The 16244-nt window shown below is 61.3% G+C and carries 18 protein-coding genes; 7 read left to right on the forward strand and 11 right to left on the reverse strand.

Annotated elements, in window-relative coordinates:
• Both JXA24_00655 and JXA24_00660 read right to left on the reverse strand, forming a co-directional pair.
• Positions 1 to 198: hypothetical protein (locus JXA24_00655; protein MBN1282266.1), on the reverse strand; the 198-nt coding region annotated here is incomplete at its 3' end.
• 439 nt (positions 199 to 637) lie between these two features.
• Entirely contained in the window at positions 638 to 1336 is a 699-nt protein-coding gene (locus tag JXA24_00660) for a transposase (GenBank protein MBN1282267.1), read from the reverse strand.
• A gap of 199 nt (positions 1337 to 1535) precedes the next feature.
• Between JXA24_00660 and JXA24_00665 the strand changes: the two genes are divergently transcribed.
• The 3 genes from JXA24_00665 to JXA24_00675 all read left to right on the forward strand — a co-directional run bounded on the left by JXA24_00665 (position 1536) and on the right by JXA24_00675 (position 4567).
• Positions 1536 to 1817: a DMT family protein gene (locus JXA24_00665; GenBank protein MBN1282268.1), complete on the forward strand. Its 282-nt coding sequence runs from the start codon at positions 1536 to 1538 to the stop codon at positions 1815 to 1817.
• 119 nt (positions 1818 to 1936) lie between these two features.
• Positions 1937 to 3172, forward strand: a complete 1236-nt coding sequence (locus JXA24_00670; GenBank protein ID MBN1282269.1) for a haloacid dehalogenase-like hydrolase — start codon at positions 1937 to 1939, stop codon at positions 3170 to 3172.
• A 174-nt stretch (positions 3173 to 3346) separates the two neighbouring features.
• A complete protein-coding gene (locus JXA24_00675) occupies positions 3347 to 4567 on the forward strand; it encodes a hypothetical protein (GenBank protein MBN1282270.1) in 1221 nt (406 codons plus the stop codon).
• Between the two features lie 52 nt (positions 4568 to 4619).
• Here the strand turns inward: JXA24_00675 and JXA24_00680 are convergent, their stop codons facing one another.
• The gene (locus JXA24_00680; GenBank protein ID MBN1282271.1) at positions 4620 to 5225 is read right to left on the reverse strand and encodes a hypothetical protein; all 606 of its coding nucleotides are present in this window, start codon (positions 5223 to 5225) and stop codon (positions 4620 to 4622) included.
• 247 nt (positions 5226 to 5472) lie between these two features.
• Between JXA24_00680 and JXA24_00685 the strand changes: the two genes are divergently transcribed.
• The 4 genes from JXA24_00685 to JXA24_00700 all read left to right on the forward strand — a co-directional run bounded on the left by JXA24_00685 (position 5473) and on the right by JXA24_00700 (position 8632).
• On the forward strand, positions 5473 to 5802 hold the full coding sequence (locus JXA24_00685) for a hypothetical protein (GenBank protein MBN1282272.1): 330 nt from the start codon (positions 5473 to 5475) through the stop codon (positions 5800 to 5802).
• Between the two features lie 79 nt (positions 5803 to 5881).
• Positions 5882 to 6349, forward strand: a complete 468-nt coding sequence (locus tag JXA24_00690; GenBank protein MBN1282273.1) for a hypothetical protein — start codon at positions 5882 to 5884, stop codon at positions 6347 to 6349.
• Positions 6350 to 6392: 43 nt separating this feature from the next.
• The gene (locus JXA24_00695) at positions 6393 to 6713 is read left to right on the forward strand and encodes a hypothetical protein (GenBank protein MBN1282274.1); all 321 of its coding nucleotides are present in this window, start codon (positions 6393 to 6395) and stop codon (positions 6711 to 6713) included.
• A 275-nt stretch (positions 6714 to 6988) separates the two neighbouring features.
• Positions 6989 to 8632 (forward strand): hypothetical protein, encoded by a 1644-nt coding sequence (locus JXA24_00700; GenBank protein MBN1282275.1) that lies wholly within the window; start codon positions 6989 to 6991, stop codon positions 8630 to 8632.
• Between the two features lie 8 nt (positions 8633 to 8640).
• Here the strand turns inward: JXA24_00700 and JXA24_00705 are convergent, their stop codons facing one another.
• The 8 genes from JXA24_00705 to JXA24_00740 form a co-directional block, all read right to left on the reverse strand.
• Positions 8641 to 9951, reverse strand: a complete 1311-nt coding sequence (locus tag JXA24_00705) for a glucose-6-phosphate isomerase (protein MBN1282276.1) — start codon at positions 9949 to 9951, stop codon at positions 8641 to 8643.
• Between the two features lie 43 nt (positions 9952 to 9994).
• On the reverse strand, positions 9995 to 10153 hold the full coding sequence (locus JXA24_00710) for a hypothetical protein (protein MBN1282277.1): 159 nt from the start codon (positions 10151 to 10153) through the stop codon (positions 9995 to 9997).
• 11 nt (positions 10154 to 10164) lie between these two features.
• Entirely contained in the window at positions 10165 to 11070 is a 906-nt protein-coding gene (locus JXA24_00715; GenBank protein ID MBN1282278.1) for an acyltransferase family protein, read from the reverse strand.
• Between the two features lie 3 nt (positions 11071 to 11073).
• On the reverse strand, positions 11074 to 11514 hold the full coding sequence (locus JXA24_00720; protein ID MBN1282279.1) for a hypothetical protein: 441 nt from the start codon (positions 11512 to 11514) through the stop codon (positions 11074 to 11076).
• 32 nt (positions 11515 to 11546) lie between these two features.
• A complete protein-coding gene (locus JXA24_00725; protein ID MBN1282280.1) occupies positions 11547 to 12509 on the reverse strand; it encodes a P-loop NTPase in 963 nt (320 codons plus the stop codon).
• Between the two features lie 237 nt (positions 12510 to 12746).
• Positions 12747 to 14030 carry a phosphomethylpyrimidine synthase ThiC gene (thiC, locus tag JXA24_00730; protein ID MBN1282281.1) on the reverse strand — a complete coding sequence of 428 codons (1284 nt, stop codon included), beginning with the start codon at positions 14028 to 14030 and terminating at the stop codon, positions 12747 to 12749.
• Positions 14027 to 15178, reverse strand: coding sequence for a 2-iminoacetate synthase ThiH (gene thiH, locus JXA24_00735; protein ID MBN1282282.1), 1152 nt, complete (start codon positions 15176 to 15178; stop codon positions 14027 to 14029). The genes thiC and thiH overlap by 4 nt, the downstream gene beginning before the upstream one ends.
• 111 nt (positions 15179 to 15289) lie before the next feature.
• A complete protein-coding gene (locus tag JXA24_00740) occupies positions 15290 to 16087 on the reverse strand; it encodes a thiazole synthase (GenBank protein ID MBN1282283.1) in 798 nt (265 codons plus the stop codon).
• Positions 16088 to 16244: the final 157 nt, after the last annotated feature.

The following is a 16244-nucleotide window of genomic DNA, read 5'->3' on the forward strand; positions in this document are numbered from 1 at the left end:
ACGCCGCATCAGCATGACTTCCCAAGGCGAAAGGTAGCCGTTGCTGTTGCCCCCCAAAGCCACATCGCCTTCGTGGATCTCCTCAAGAGAGACCTCGCCAGGCCCGAGCTTTCCGTCGCCGTCCAGGTCCCTCTCCGCATAGAGCGGATAAAGGTCCCAACTGTACTCCACATCCGATATGGATATTGGCTTCGTCATGGCAGAGATATATGCAACCCCCTGTATATGTATTATCGGCAAGAATCACGACTTGTTGCGGGATAAACACCTCACCTGTATCAAAGCGGACCCCTGCCTTATTTTCCCCCAAATCACCTTTATAACGCATTAACTGCCATTCGCTCAAAAAACATCAAAAACATCACAAAAACATCAAAAACATCAGACGCAACAAAAACATCACAAAAACATCAGACGGAGCGGATTTGAGGCAAGGCGTCAAATTGTTTCAAGATCAGCAATGAATTGTCATGATTTTGTCGTCCGCAGCGGCCTGGCTTGATCTTCTGCAGTTCAGAATAGTCTTCAACAGATCGGAGAGAGGCAAAAAGCGCGTTGCAGAGGTCGTTTAGATATGCCTCCACCTTCTTGCAAAGGTTGATGACGATAAAGAAATTGTTTGCGGCAGCGGAGCAGGCTACCCCGGCGGGCTCGTCATTCGAATGAATCTCGCCTCGGTCACTTTTCTGCCGAGTCTTTCGCACAGCTCCCTGTATTTTCTTAGCACCCAATCAGGATTTCCGATGAAATGTGTATGGGAGATGTTGATTGCTCTCCGATGTTCCATGATTGATTCGACGATAGCCCGATATTCACGCTGTCGCTCAAGCGGAGTCCTTCCCAATGCCAGATACGAAGGAGAGGGCGTGATGAGTGGATCTGCCTTGCCGTAAGCGTAGTATTGGTACGAGGACCAGTCGTTCTTCCGAGGGTGAATCACCTTTCCGGCTCGGTGTTGATTGAGATCGACATAGGCCATTACAGTTAGCATGTGTTCGTCCGACTCAACCATGGGTGATTTAAAGCGGTCCATGACCACCTGTCCCCGTCTCTTGAGCTGCTTGTTGACGATCCTGGCGAACTGGCTGTTCACGACCCTGAAGAAGGCGGAAAACAATTCTTTGTTACCTAGATGCCCGGTCAGGTGGGGGTGGTTGTCCATAAAGTTATAAGAGTAAACCTCGATATCATACTTATCCTTATATTTAAGCAGCAGGTTGTAGTAGGCGTTTTTGGCCCACTCCCATTGAATCAGCCAATCCTTATTGTGGCACTGCCAGGTAACGTGGAAGTGGGCATTATCACAGATGATCTCGTATCTGGGCAGATAGGCCATGCTTCTTGGATAAGCAAGCGGCATGCCAGGCAAAGCTATCGAATACACTGGATTAAATAGGTATTATAAGAAAATGGCACCCAAGGGGGTGCTGCGTTTCGCTGCACCTCTGCACAGTTTCGCTGCACATTTTGCTCCGTCTGACGAGTGTTTTTGCTCCGTCTGACGAGTGTTGCTCCGTCTGACGAGTGTATGACGAGTGTATGCGTTTCTGGCGATCCTGGTCAGCTGGGGCGTGGCGTTCTTTGAGTACTGCCTTCAGGTCCCGGCTAATCGGATCGGGTATCAGTTCTATTCGCTGGGCCAGCTCAAGGTGATGCAGGAAATCATAACGATGGGCGTGTTCGGGCTCTTCTGCATCGTGTACATGAAGGAGCCGCTCAAGCTCGACTACCTCTGGGCCTGCCTGTGTCTTGTGGGCGCGGCCTACTTCATGTTCCGCGGTGTGGGCGCCCCGATGCCGATTGCTGAACTCAATTAAGTGGGCCGCCTTTTTGCAATCGCCTCAAGAAGCCTTTATATCTGGGATTTTGGCGGGCCTGTGTTTTCAATGGACAATATTACAGTCGTCATATTATGGCCTCTCCGGTGGAAGGAAAAATGAGAAAACATTTGAAAATGACTTTGGCCCTCTGTTTTTTGCTGCCCTTCATTTTTCTCAACAACGCCTATGCAGGCGGAAAATCTGCGACCGTCCGGCATCACGGATGGTACGGCAACAACATTGAAATCCTGTCGAATATGATCGCCGAACACGGGAAGGGGAGCCCGGGCTATGACGAGAAGAGCCCTCCTGTCGCCGCTTTCGACTGGGACAACACGGTCATCAAGAACGACGTGGGCGATGCGGTGCTCTTCTGGATGCTGGCCAACAACAAGGTCCTTCAGCCACCGAAGAAGGACTGGCGAAAGTTAAGCCCGCTGCTCACGTTTGATGCTGCAGCCGCCCTGAAAAACGCCTGCACATCGCAGGCTGAGCCCGGAAAACCGCTTATCACGAACCAGACGGACGCAAAGAGCATTGCATGCGCTGACGAGATCTTCGCGATCTACGACAGCGGGAAGACGACATCAGGGGCCGGCGCATGGAAAGATGGTGCGCAGACCGAAACCATGGAGCCGGCATACGCCTGGGCCGTCTCTCTGCAGGCCGGCTACACGCCAGCGGAGATCAAGAGTTTCGCTGAACAGGCGATCGCTTTCAGTCTGGGGAACGAGGTCGGTGCAATGCAGACGATCGGGTCGAAGAAGGACATCACCTCGTATATCCGCATCTACGATCAGATGAAGGATTTAATCTCGGCCCTTGAGTCGGCCGGCTTCGATGTCTGGGTGATCTCTGCCTCTTCCCAGCCCCTTGTTGAGGCCTTTGCTGCGCGCGTGGGAATTGCGAGCGATTGTGTCATCGGCATCAGGGCGGCCCTCGATAAGAAAGGGAAGGCGACTGCTCGATTTCAGGGATGCAGCCAGTATCCGGAAAAAAATTACGGCATTATTTCCTACGGGCAGGGCAAGCGCTGCTGGCTCAACAAGGTTGCCTTCGGGAGGACTGCACCGGTTTCTCAGATGAACGACAAAAGCCCGCTCGTCTTTGCAGCAGGCGATTCGGACGGTGACCTATATTTCTTGAAGGACGCGGAATACCGGCTGGTCCTCAACCGCAACAAGGCGGAGCTGATGTGCAATGCCTATGCAGGCGCCAGGAGCGTAAATCCTGCCGACGGCGTCTGGATCATCAACCCCATGTTCATCAAGCCCAAACCGAAGAGGACTAAACCCTACGATTGTTCCGGATATGGTCTGCCGGATTACGTTGATCTGGTATACGGCCCATGATCTGTGCAAGCCCATTGGTCCTTTAAATGTTTCTTATTCTGTGTCTACACAGAGTATTTAATTATATAATTCAATATATTAGCGTTGACGGCGATTTTCGTGACAAAATCGCCATCGTCGTATAAGTATCGTTCCGACATGACTATCCGCCCCACAGTCGGTCTTGCGGGCCAGATGCTCTCCATGGTTGATCTTGCGGCTGCGCAGGATTTTGCTGCCCTGAGTAGGGCATGGTCTGCCGTGAGCATCCGGAGATTTCTGCCGGCCGACTTCTCTGCGACCGCATCCGCGCGACTTCAACAGGATATCGGCGTCGATGAAATAAAAAGATACAGGCGGATGATCTTGGATGAGGCGCGTCCCGTTTTGGACGGAAGGATCAGTCTCTTTCTTGATGAGAACAGGCCGTTCACCCGGACCGCCCTCAGGAAGGAGGGCTTCGACAGCTCCGAGGGAGCGATCGTTCTTGTCGACCGGGCCCGAGACCTCGAGGTCGTCTCGCGCGACTCGTCGGAGACGCTGATAGCTTCAGCGCTCACACTGCTGCTATCGTCCAGGCGGAGCTCTGGCGCGAGCGCAAGCCCGGATGCCGGGCGCAAACCCAAAATATCTCTGCTCGACCACGACGAGAAGATGCACCTGATCAAGGCGGCAAAGGGGGGGAACGTTCGTGCCACGGGCAGGCTGCTGTTTTTCTATCAGCCGCTCATAGGCGGGATCGTTGGTATTGTGAAGAGGAGGCTTCGACTCTCTGATGCCGATGCCGACGATCTTCTTCAGATAGCCCGTATGCACTTCATGGGCCTGGTGAAGAGCTATGACCCGGACAAAGGCGCCGGCTTCGAGACGTACACAAGGCGTTTCATCCTGCTCCATCTCCTCAAGGCAGCCGCAGATGAATCTAATCCGATATACAGGCCTGCTGGTCGACGTCTCGATTCGATCAGGATGGATAACGCGCGATGGAGGCTCAGAGGCGAACTCGGCCGCAATCCGCACGACGAAGAGTTGGCTGAGAGGGTGGGCATAGGGGTGGCGCAGCTCAGGGAGGAGCAGATCGAAAGGTCAGCCATCGTTTCACTTTCGTCATCTACGACACCGGGCGGGGAGACGGTTTTTGAGGGCACTGTTTCCGGCTGCGATTCACAGAGACCGGATAACGCCTTTCTGGACATTGATCTCAGAGGCAAGCTCGACCGGGCAATAGAGAACTCCGGCCTCAGCGGCGATGAGATCGCGGTGCTCAGAGGTTGCTATCTTGATGGTCATTCGGTCAAGCATATGGGCGGCATGCTAGGTTTCACCGGTGCCAAGGTCAGGGAGCTCATAAGATCCGCAGTCAGGAAGATATCTTCAGGCCCCTTTGCCGATGAGTTGAGGCAGCTGCTCGGGTAGGCGATGTATTCAGCAACGTCAGAAGTGTCCCCCCGGCCCCGAAAATTGAGTTTCAAAACGCCCACAGCTCCAGCACCGGGGAGGTGAAGAACAGCGCCATCGCGCTGCTCAGCATGCTCCCCTCGAATATCGGGTCGCGGGGATGGCAGCAGGTGATGAGCACCATCTGCGCGCCGCGCTCGAGCTCCGTCGTCAGCCTCTCCCACAGCGCCGTCATTGCATCCTCGTAGGGCAGCCTGCGCAACTCATAGAGCCTGATTTTATCCTTGAACGGGATCGCGTGCTGGACCTCGTCGATGATGTAGACATCCGCCTCGGGCAGTGTTTTGGCCCTGCGCTCCAGCGGCGCGAAGTCGTACTGGCGGAAGCCCGTCATATCGCGGTACTCCACGGCCTTCTGCAGGTTTGAGTAGGAGACGGCCTGGCCCTGCCTTCGGAGCCTCGGGATGAGGCGGCCCTTCACGGCCGTGGTCTTCCCGATCCGCCTGTTGGCCTCCCAGCACATCCGGGAGCTGCCGGAAACGACGAGCGCCTGGTTCTCCCTGAGGAGTTCTACAGCCTGGGGCGCGAGCTCACGCTGCGAGACCGGGTGCGCCCTGCCGCCCAGGAAGGGCAGGGCGGGGCAGTACGGCACGAGATGGCTGTTTATCGCCGGCATCGAGGATTGTTTCGGCCGGGCTGCCGGAAAGTTGCGTGGAATCTCAGGCATTCCGAGCCGATTCTTGAGGAGCCGACACTCCTGGCTCCTTATCGCCGACTCCTACTTCATGCTCCGCGGCGCGGGGGGGGCCGATCGCCGAGCTGAGCTGGTCTTGACGGCCACTGCGCTGCCCACGCTTTGTGTGTTGACCGCCCGGCGCGTCGGGTGCAATATGGACAATCTTTAAACAACAGAGGAGGGTCTCATGGCATACGCATACGGGGGAGGCACGATAGCGCTGTCGATGCTGTCGCTGGTGGCAGGGATGTTTCTGCTCATGAAGGCGTGCGGGGAAGAGGTCTGCTGCAGATCTTTCCACAAGGTGGTGGCCTACGCGGTCATAGTCATCTCCATGATCCTCATCGTATGCGGCGGCTTCGCGAGGCTCACCATGTGCGTGCGCCATGGCTGGGGCCACTGCCTGGGGATGAGTCACAGGGGTGACATGATGATGGAGGGGATGCGCCCCGGCATGATGCCGATGATGCCGATGATGCCGCGGATGCAGCCGCCTCCGTTGGAGAAGGCCGAATGAGTTCAAGACGATATCCTGGCAGGATCATGAGGCAGACAGGCGCCCGATGGGGCGAAGGCGCAAACGAAAGGGGGGTCAGATGAAGGAGATGAGAGTCAAAGGTCGGGTGCTGCGTGCGTTGGGGGCTCTGATACCGATGGTGTTCGTTTTCGTTTCTGGGTACGGGGGAGGCGGCACGCAGCCCGCGACCGTCGACCTCACCGGGTCGTGGAATATAGTGGAGACAATCATTCAGGCCACGGGCGTCTGCGCCGGCAACATTGGCAGGGTGTCGAACTGGAGCTGCGATGCGGTCCAGACCGGCAACGACGTCGACGTCACAGTGACCGCCGGCGACAATGTGGGATCGGTGTTTTCAGGCACTGTCTCGGGCAACGAGATCGACTGGCAGGGGGAGTATGCGAGCGACGGCGGCACGGTAACCGTCACCGGCACCGATATAACTGCTACCGACACGACTTTTGAGGGCACCTCCGACTGGGAATGGACCGACGGCGATGACTCCTGTTCCGGCAAAACGCAGGTCGCCGGCACAAAGGTATTGTAGCCCTCGCGAAGCCAAAACGGCCCCCGATTTCGGGGGCCGTGCTGTGCAGATTCTAGGGGGAGAGGGCATACATGTCGTCAAGAGATTCTCGCACGAGGGAAGGCAGTTCATAATCCACACCGACCGTGTGCTGTGCGCCACCGGTGAGGAGCTCGTCGGCAGCGAGCGGTCCGGGACGAATCGTGCCGGCCCGGAGTTCAAGGGGGCGATGCACGAGCCGATCGCGCAGAGGACCTTCGATGCGGCCTTCAAATCGGGCGTCCGGGTAGGACAGCTGAGGACGAGGCTGGGGATTCCGGGCTGTGAGACCACGGGGCCGGAGGAAGCGGCGAGTGCGCTGCTGGACATCATGAAGGGGCGCTGACCCTGCGAGCGCTACAATTCCAGCACAGGCACAGGCCAGGTTGAGAACGCCGTCATCCGCGCGCTGCAGACGACGTCCGCTCTCTTTCAGATGTTGTTATCGCGCGTTTGCTAAAAAGGTTGCTGAATTATATCGCATCTTCCCCTGAAAGGGATTTGTCCCCGCAGATTCCTTGATAGATTTGACACCTGAGTCGCTCCTTGCTTTTTTTAGCAACATAATCATCAATCGCGCGATAAAAGGTTCACAGGCGAGGAACGCGCAGGAGGGATTACATGCACATAGGACCGCTTACGCTCAGGCCGCCGATGGCATCGCTGGTCGGCCGTCTGGACGTCCTGTTCAACAGGGCGGGGGTGCTTGAGGGAGGCGCTATAATAATGCCCGCCCCGAAGCTGGGCACCGACGGGAGAATATCGTTCAAAAAGAAAGAGACCGAGTACCTCTCTTTGCTCAGGGTCCAGCTTAACGAGTGCGAGGCCCTGGATTCCTACGCCCGTGCGGGCGGGAACCCCCTTGGGGACACCCGCTTCGTGCGCGAGGCGCACGCCGTGGAGTCTGTGTTTTCGATGAGCACCGCCGACATCGCTCGCGCCGCAAAAGGGAGCTCGGCCATGGCGAAAAACGAGTCGGAGATTCAAAAGATCCTGTGGCGCGCCGAACTTCTCAAGGCCAGCACCCTGAGGGAGCTTATGGAGGCGGCGCGGGCGGAGAATCAGAGCAATGTATTGTTCCTCGATAACGGCCTCATCAACAAGGCGGCCCGGGACGCGGCCTATGTCTCGGCGCTGGTCTGGCGCCCCGGGGAAGCGGAAAGATGCTGCGAGTCGGCGCTGTTTTCCATGATGTCCGGGATCCTTTTCATGATCGGAGACACGGAGGAGCCCTCGGAGGTCATAGGTGCTTTTCTCGCCTCCGCATCCCTTTTTTCAGAGGCGGGCATGCACTTCGCGGCCGGGCTGAGTTCGGAGGTGGCCGCGAGCATAGAGATAAGATATTCAAAGGATGCAAAGGGTTCGGGCTCGTCGGTCTTCAGGGCCGCGCAGCGCTGGCTCAAGGCAGCGGTGAAGGTCGGCGACAGCGATCCGGCTGCGCGCCTGGTCGCTGTGCATCGTGGGCTCCTCACCGCCTTCACGGCCGGCGACGACGCCGCGGAGCTGAGGCGCAGGCTCCTCATGTTCTCGGCGGGCATTCACGGCGCGAACGGGCGGCACGATGACGCTGCCAAGGACTATCTGAGGTTGCTCCTGGACAGGGTGACCGCCTCCGGCTGGAGCGTGCATGCGTGGGAGAGTGTGGCCGATCTGCTGGAGATGGCGAGGGCCGCCTACGAGAGGGCCGGTGATCCCGCAGGGATCGTGGCCCCGCTCGAAAGCCTTCAAGACATGTCCCGCGGCATAGCGTCGCACGTGAGCGAAGAGATGGGGCCTCTCGAGAGGGGGGTGGAATCCGACCCGAACGACGAGGTCGTGAGGTGGAGGCGCGCCATTGCCAGGGCCAAGTACGGCGATTTCAAGGGGGCGCTGGCCGACCTCAAGTGGATAGAGATGTCGCACGGGGGCAGCCCCTGGCTCCTCTGCGAGATGGGCCACGTGTATCACCTGCTGGCCGACTATTTCATGGGCATCGGCCGAGTGAGCGAGACGCAGGATTTCCTGAACACCGCGGACAGCTACATGAGCAAGGCCCTGGAGCTGGAGCGCGCCAACGAGCTGGACATCCCCGTGCTGCACGCGAGGCTGGGCGCGCTCTACGCCACCATGGGGAGGATGGATGAGGCGGTCGAGGAGCTGGAGAGGGCGGAGACGATCTCGCCCAGAAGCGGCGAAATAAGGGAATACCTGGACAAGGTCCTGACCCTCGCTGCCAATTCGACCGGCGACGACAACGTCGTCCCCCTGAATCCTTTCCGCAGATAAATCGGCACTCAGGCCTTGGCGAGCATCTCCCTGGTGAGCTTCTTCCCGAGCTCCACGCCGGGCTGATCAAACGGGTTCACCCCGTAGAGCGCTCCAGCGAACGCGGTCGCGGTCTCGTAGGCCATGAAGAACTCCCCCATGTGGCGGGCGTCCACCGCCGGGAAGCTCACTGTCATGCTGGGCCGCCCCTGCGACGCGAGCGCCTTTGTCGTGGCCTGCTGCTCGGCCCTCAGTATCTCGCCCATGTCCTTGCCGTTGAGGTAGGCGTACGCCCCCTCCGCGTCGGAGATGCGCGTTGCCGAGTCGTCGGCGCGGAATCGCTCCACCCCCAGGAACGTGAAGACCTTGTCCCGCGGCCCCTCCATGTAGAGCTGGACCTGCGAGTGCTGGTCGGTCGCTCCGAGCGCCTTGACAGGGGTCGAGCCCTTTCCCTCCTTGCCCAGGCTCTCGGCCCAGAGCTGGGCGTACCAGTCGGAGGCGAGCATGAGCGAGTCGGAGTAGGGGATCATGACGCTTATGTTCTTTCGCTTTTTCGCGTCGAACCAGTGCTGGAACCCGCCTATCCTGTATGCCGGGTTCTCGTCGAGCGTGGCCGCTGAGCAGCGCTTCGCCATGTCGCGCGCGCCCTGGAGCATGGCCTCGATGTCAATGCCGAGGCACGCTGCGGGGAGCAGGCCCACCGAGCAGAGCACGGAGAAGCGGCCGCCGAGCATGGGGGGCACGGGGAACGAATCGAGCCCCTCCTTTTGCACGATCTCGCGGAGCACCCCCCTGGCCGGGTCGGTCACGGCGATGACGTTTTTCTTCCACCGGTCGCCGAGCGCAGCCTTCAGTCGCCCCCTTGCCACGAGGTACTGCGCCGCGGTCTCCGTGGTGCCGCCCGATTTGCTGATCACCATGAAGCAGGTGCGCTCCGCGCCTATGGTGTCGAGGAGCCCTGAGAAGGCGTCGGGGTCGATGTTGTCGCAGACGAATATCCTGGGCTTTCTGCCGCGCGCCTCGCTCGTGCGCAGGTTCCACTGCGCGGGCAGCAGCGCCTGGGCGAGGCAGCGCAGCCCCAGCGCCGAGCCGCCGATCCCGAGCACGACCAGGTTCTCGAAGCGGGATGCGATCTCCGAGGCCTTGTCCGCGATCCCCCGCGTGAGGTCAGGGTCGTTCACCACGTCGAAGAATATGGCCTCCCTGCTCTCGCGCCAGCCGTTGAACTTCTGGTGGGCCCCCTTTGCGGACTCCGCCAGGGCGGAGATGTCGTTTGCGGTCAGGCCGTCGCTTTGGCCCACCGAGTCCGCCATTAGATTGGAAAAGTCGAATTTGAGCATGATACCCCCTCGTGACACGTGACCCGTAACAAGTGACCGGTGACTAACCCTGGTTTGACTTCAGGATATCCTTCATAACCTCGATCACGTCGAGCAGGGCCATCTTGAGCGAGGAGAACTCCTGCATGGGATGGCCCTTTGCGGTGATCTGCCCCACGATGCGATCGAGCCTTTCGATAAGATCCTCTCTCTTCATCTTCATCTCCCTCTCCCTCATATCCACACGCTCTTTCGCCTCGCGAGCTCACGATCGAGCGTCAGCTGGATGGTCTCCTTTATCCGATCGGCCATGGCCTGCACAAGCCTTTCTTTATCCGCGTCGCGCGCGGAGTATTTTTTGAACGACACCGGTTTTCCAAAGACGATCTTCCATTTGCTCGGGAGCGGCACGAGCCCCAGCGGCCCCAGCCACGGGAAGGTGGGGGTGAACGGGACGAAGGGGAGTCCCAGCGGCTCCGCGAAGCGCCTCGATTTCCATATTATCGGGTGCACCTCCTCGGAGCCTATGATCGACACCGGGATGATCGGCGCGCGCGTGCGCATGGCGAGCCGAACGAAGCCGCCGCGGCCGAACCGGCGCAGCCTGTACCTCTCGTCGTAGCTCTTTCCGATGCCCGCCACACCCTCGGGGAAGGCCACGATGAGGTGTCCGGCCCCGATGAGCCTGGCCGCGTTCTCCTGGCTCGCCCGGACGCCGCCGAGGCGCTGGATGATGGTGCCTATGAAGGGCAGATCGTAGGCGAAGTCGTCCACCAGGAAGCGCACGCCCCTGGCCCCGCGAGTGGCCTCGTGCACGGCCATGTGCACCATGGCGCCGTCGTAGGGCAGGGCGCCGGCGTGGTTGGCCACGAATATCGCCGGCCCCCGCGCCGGGACGTTGCCGATCCCCGTGGAGCGGACGCGGAAATAATGCAGGTAGAGGAAGTCGAAGATCGGCCTCACGAGATCGGCGAACGCGGCGTCCATGCCGAACTCGTCCGCCCCCTTGCCGTCGAGCACGTCCTTCGCCACTGCGGCTGCCCATGAGACGAACGGCGAGCGCATGAGACGCTGGGCGCCCGATGAGATCGCGCGGATCAGGTCCTGGCAGTACGGGGAGTTTTCATGCCTGTGGGCCATCGCTCAGCTTCTGCTCCTGGCGGAGCTCGTGTATATGCGGAGGGTGAGAAGGAATGCGGCCAGGTCCGCCGCGGCCGCCGCGAGGTAGTAGAACTGCGGTCCGTCGAGGAAGATCATGGCGGCGAAGCCTGCCGCCTGCGCCGCCAGCGCGATCAGGACGATCCTTGCGTAGTTCGCGTTGCGGAGCGCGCTGCCCTGGGCAACCGCACAGGCGTAGGCCAGGCAGATGTTGTGCGCCACCGCCATGACCCGCCAGAGGTCGCCGCCGGCCGCGATCGGGGGGGACTGCCAGCCAAGGAACACCTTGCCGATGTCGTTTATGTAGTTGAGGAGTATGTCCGGGATCGCGGCGAAGAGCGCCGCTGCTCCGAGGAACACCACGATCAGCAGGCGCATCAGCGTGATGAAGTTGCGCTCCTGCCTTGTGAAGCCCGCGTATCTCATGGGGAACTGTTTGGCAGAAAAGGGTGCCCTAGTCAAACGGCGTCGACAGGGTGCCTGGCCACGCCTGCGATCGGCGCGAAGGCCGAGGGCACGCCCCAGCGCCCGACCTGGCGGCTCCTCCACGACGAGTGGTGCTTCGCCATCCTCGCGGCCATGGTCCTTATGCAGCATGAGGGCATGGACTGCGGATGGGCGAGCACGAGCGGCTTTCCGCGCATTATCGAGCTCTGCACGAAGCGGCTCTGCGGTATCCAGCCGGAGAAGAAGAGCTTTATCCGGCCACGCCACATGCGGGAGGCGCGGGTCCATATCTGCTGGAACGTGACTGTGGCGTGCTCGCGGTCGCGCGCGCTGTTGATGACCAGGTGCACGGTGGCTGCGCCTACCGTGTCCGCGAGCATCCCCAGGGTGGATATGACGTCCGCGCGGGAGGTCAGCTCGTGGTTGGCCACGAGCACGATGTCGTGGGCGCAGGTGAGGAATCGCGCCGTGCGTTGCGAGATGCCGGCCCCGAGGTCCACAATGGCCATGTCGGCCATGCCGTCGACCGGGGCGAGCGCCTGCACGATCTGCTCGATCTCCGAATCGGCCGCCATCGCGAGGCGGGTCTGGCACGACCCTCCGGCGAGGAGCTTCACGCCCATGGGGCCGTGCTCGATGACCTGTTCGATCGGATTCTCGCCTGAGATGAGGTGCGATATGTCTAGCCTGGGCTCCATTCCCATGATGAGGTGGGCGTTGGCCATGCCGAAGTCGGCGTCGATGAGCGCCACGCGGAGGCCCGCCCGGGCGAGCTCAATGGCCAGGTTCGCGGCCACGAAGGTCTTGCCGGTCCCCCCCTTGCCGCTGGCGACTGCGACGACCTGGCAGCGGGCGAGCGGGGCGCATTGGCATGCCTCCTGCCGGCAGGCGTCCTGCGGTTCGTCCACGCCGTTGCGGATGAACGCCTCCGCCGCATCGGCTCTCATCTTCAGGATCCTTGCGTCTGTTGACATGTTGATCTCCGGCAGGTTGCACGACAAACCATGACATCCTTTCACATGTATTCTCGGCAACCGATTGAAACAAGTTGCTTAATCAATGGGGATGAAGTTGCAATAAGATAATCAGGGAATAAAGTTCAGCATTAATAAATTAGTCTAAATATTTGAATTATATAAGGTTAATGATAAGATTGAGGTTTAGGTTGTTAGGGGCTCAACCTTGACCTCAACCTCAACCTCAACCTCAACCTACTTTTCGACAAGTTCCTTCGACAGGCGCATGGCGCAGAACTTAGGGCCGCACATTGAGCAGGCCTCGCTGGAGGGCTCGCAGCCTAAGCCGCGCGCCTCGTCCCATCTCTTTCGCGCGCCGGCAGGGTCGATGAGGAGCCCAAACTGTCCCTCCCAGTCCATGGCGAAGCGCGCCCTGGAGAGGGCCAGGTCGCGCTGCCTTGCCCCCGGCCTTCCGCGCGCCACGTCGGCCGCGTGGGCAGCGATCCTGTGCGCGATGACCCCCTGCCGCACGTCCTCGGCAGCGGGCAGCCCCAAATGCTCGGCAGGGGTCACGTAGCAGAGCATCGCTGCGCCCGCCGCTGCAGCGATCGCCCCCCCTATGGCTGAGGCTATGTGGTCGTGGCCCGCCGCTATGTCGGTCACGATCGGACCCAGGACGTAGAAGGGGGCCCCGTCGCAGATCTCGATCTGCCTTCTCACGTTCATCTCGATCTCGTTCAGCGGGATGTGGCCCGGCCCCTCGACCATGGCCTGCACGCCCGCATCGCGCGAGCGCCCGATAAGCTCGCCCAGCACCGCGAGCTCAGCGAACTGCGCCTCGTCCGACGCGTCGGCGATGCAGCCGGGCCTCAGCCCGTCGCCCAGCGAGAGGGCCATGTCGTGGCGACGGCAGATCTCGAGCAGCCGGTCGAACTCCGTGTACAGGGGGTTCTCTTTTCCGTTTCGCCGCATCCACCGCGCGGTCAAGGCCCCTCCGCGGCTCACGATGCCGGTGGTGCGCGAGAGGGCGAGCGGCAGGTGACGGGCGAGGAGGCCGCAGTGCACTGTGACGAAGTCGACACCCTGCTCCGCGTGGCGCTCTATGACGGCCAGCAGCGCATCGGCGGTGAGATCCTCTATCTCGTCCACCCCCTCCGCCGCCTCGTAGATGGGCACTGTCCCCACCGGCGCGGTCGAGCGCCGGACGATCTCGCGGCGGATCTCGTCTATGCGCGGGCCTGTGGAGAGGTCCATGACCGCGTCCGCGCCGCAGCTGATCGCTATATCGAGCTTCTCGATCTCCGATCCCAGGTCGGAGGAGACCTGTGAGTTGCCGATGTTTGCGTTTATCTTGCACGAGAGCGCAGAGCCTATTCCGATAGGCCCGAGGTTGCGGTGGTTGACGTTGGCGGGGATGATGAGCCTGCCGCGGGCGATCTCGTCGCGCACGCGCTCCGCCGCTATGCCCTCCGCCTCGGCCACCGCCCGCATCTGTGAGGTGATCTCGCCATCCCTCGCCGCCTCAAGCTGTGTCTTCATCGTTCGCTCCGTGATCTGTGATCGGTGAGATTCCTATCCCAGTCCTTCCACACGGGGTCGTAGCCCTCGGCGGCCAGCATCTTTGCCACCTCGGCCGCGCTGCGGGCGTCCTCCCTGCGGAACTGCTCGCCCGCCCGCATCGCCACGCGATCTCCGGCCCGCGTGGCGGGCGGGTCCGAGAGCCTCTCTGCCGTGTATCCCCCGGGCTCGGTGTTCGATCCCGCGCTCATCTGAGTGACCCCGAGCCTCGCGAGCCCGTCGCGCAGCCTCGCCGGCTCCCGCGTGGAGAGCACGATCCCGCAGTCGGGGAGGGAAAGCCTCAGCGCGCAGATCATCTGCGCGAGATCCCTGTCGGAGACCGGCGACGGCGGCGAAAAGCGGGAGGCGCAGTCGCGAATCCTCGGCACGCTGACGGACAGGTGCGAACGCCAGTGCCTCCTCATAAGCCAGCGGGCGTGCGCGATGAGAGCCAGCGCCTCCATGCGCCAGTCGGAGAGGCCGAGCAGCGCACCGATGTTGAGGAACCGCATCCCGGAACCGCCCGCGGCGTCGATCGCCCTGCTTCGGGAGCAATATTCGCCCTTGGGGCCGAACGGGTGCATGGCCCTGTACGCGTCCTGGTCGTAGGTCTCCTGGTAGAGTGTCACCCCGTCCACCCCCGCCTCGGCGAGCCGCCTGTAGCCCTCCTCGTCGAAAGGCTGGACCTCTACCGCCAGCGATGCGGCGAGAGGCCTTATCACCCGTGCGATCCCGCAGATCTTCTCTAGGGGCATGGCGGCGGGGCTCTCCCCGGAGACGAGCAGGATGTGGCGATGCCCGTCGGAGACGATTCGCTCCGCCTCGGACATGGCCTCCTCTGCGGAGAGGGTGCGCCTGGCGATGGCCCCCTCGCCGCGGAACCCGCAGTAGAGGCAGCCGTTCACGCACTCGTTGGAGAGGTAGATCGGCGCGTAGAGCTTCATGGTCCGGCCGAATCGCCGGATGGTGAGGGAGCTCGCCGCGCAGGCCATCTCCTCGAGGTGCGACCCCGCCTCCCCGGTCAGCAGGGAAGCGGCCTCGCTGAGCGAGAGATCCACAGCCCCGATGCGCACGGCCACGCGATCCCAGGGGAGGGGCTTAAGCGACCCGATGTCGTCAAGAAAGTTCATACGTTCGTGACTCGTGACTCGTAACTCGTGACTCGTGACTGGTGACTAGCGGGATAAGTAGGGAAACCTGTTATTTAAGCCAATCACGAGTAACGAGTAACGAGTAACGAGTTACGTAACTGTACTACAATGTTGATCAGCTAGAAACCCGGTCAGGGGGCTCGAGGCCTCCGCTGTCTCGCGGGCCGGTGCGCAGCCGGCCTCGAAGGCGCCCCTTCCCGCCTCGACCCCGATGCGGAAGGCGCGCGCCATCCCGACCGGGTCGCGGGCCACGGCGATGGCGGTGTTGATGAGCACCGCGTCCGCTCCGATCTCCATTGCCTCTGCGGCGTGCGACGGCGCTCCCAGGCCGGCGTCGACCACCACCGGCACCCGCGCCTGCTCTATGATGATCCGGATCGAGTCGCGGGTCGTAAGCCCACGGTTCGAGCCGATCGGGCTGCCGAGCGGCATCACCGCGGCCGCGCCCGCCTCCTCGATCCTCTTTGCCAGCACCGGGTCCGCGTTCATGTAGGGCAGCACCGTGAACCCCTCTCGCGCGAGGAGTTCGGCGGCGCGCAGGGTCTCGACCGGGTCGGGCATAAGGTGGCGCGGCTCGGGCACGACCTCGAGCTTTATCCAGTCGCCCAGCCCCGCCTCCCTCGCGAGCCGGGCGAGGGTCACCGCCTCGTCGGCGGTCCTCGCGCCGGAGGTGTTCGGCAGCAGCAGGTATTTTTTTCTGTCGATGAAGCCCAGGATGTCGCGCTCGGGCGAGGAGAGATCGACCCTTCGCAGGGCGACCGTGACCACCTCGCTCCCGGAGGCCTCCAGCGCCCGGCGCATGAGCTCGTGCGAGGGGAACTTCCCCGTGCCGATGAGCAGCCGAGATCCGAACTCCCTCCCCGCGATCCTCAATTTTTTATCGTTCATCTTATCATCCCTCGCTCAACAGAAACCGCTGGTGTCCGCTTCGGACGGCGCCGGAGGACGGTACAGCACGTGCGGCGACGCGAGCCAGAATTTGAGGCCCCTTTTTACAGCGTCATCGGAAAAAGGGTCCTCAAATTGTGGCGGGAGGAGCCGCCCG

The sequence above is a fragment of the Pseudomonadota bacterium genome (genome assembly GCA_016927275.1).
GTDB lineage: Bacteria > UBA10199 > UBA10199 > 2-02-FULL-44-16 > JAAZCA01 > JAFGMW01.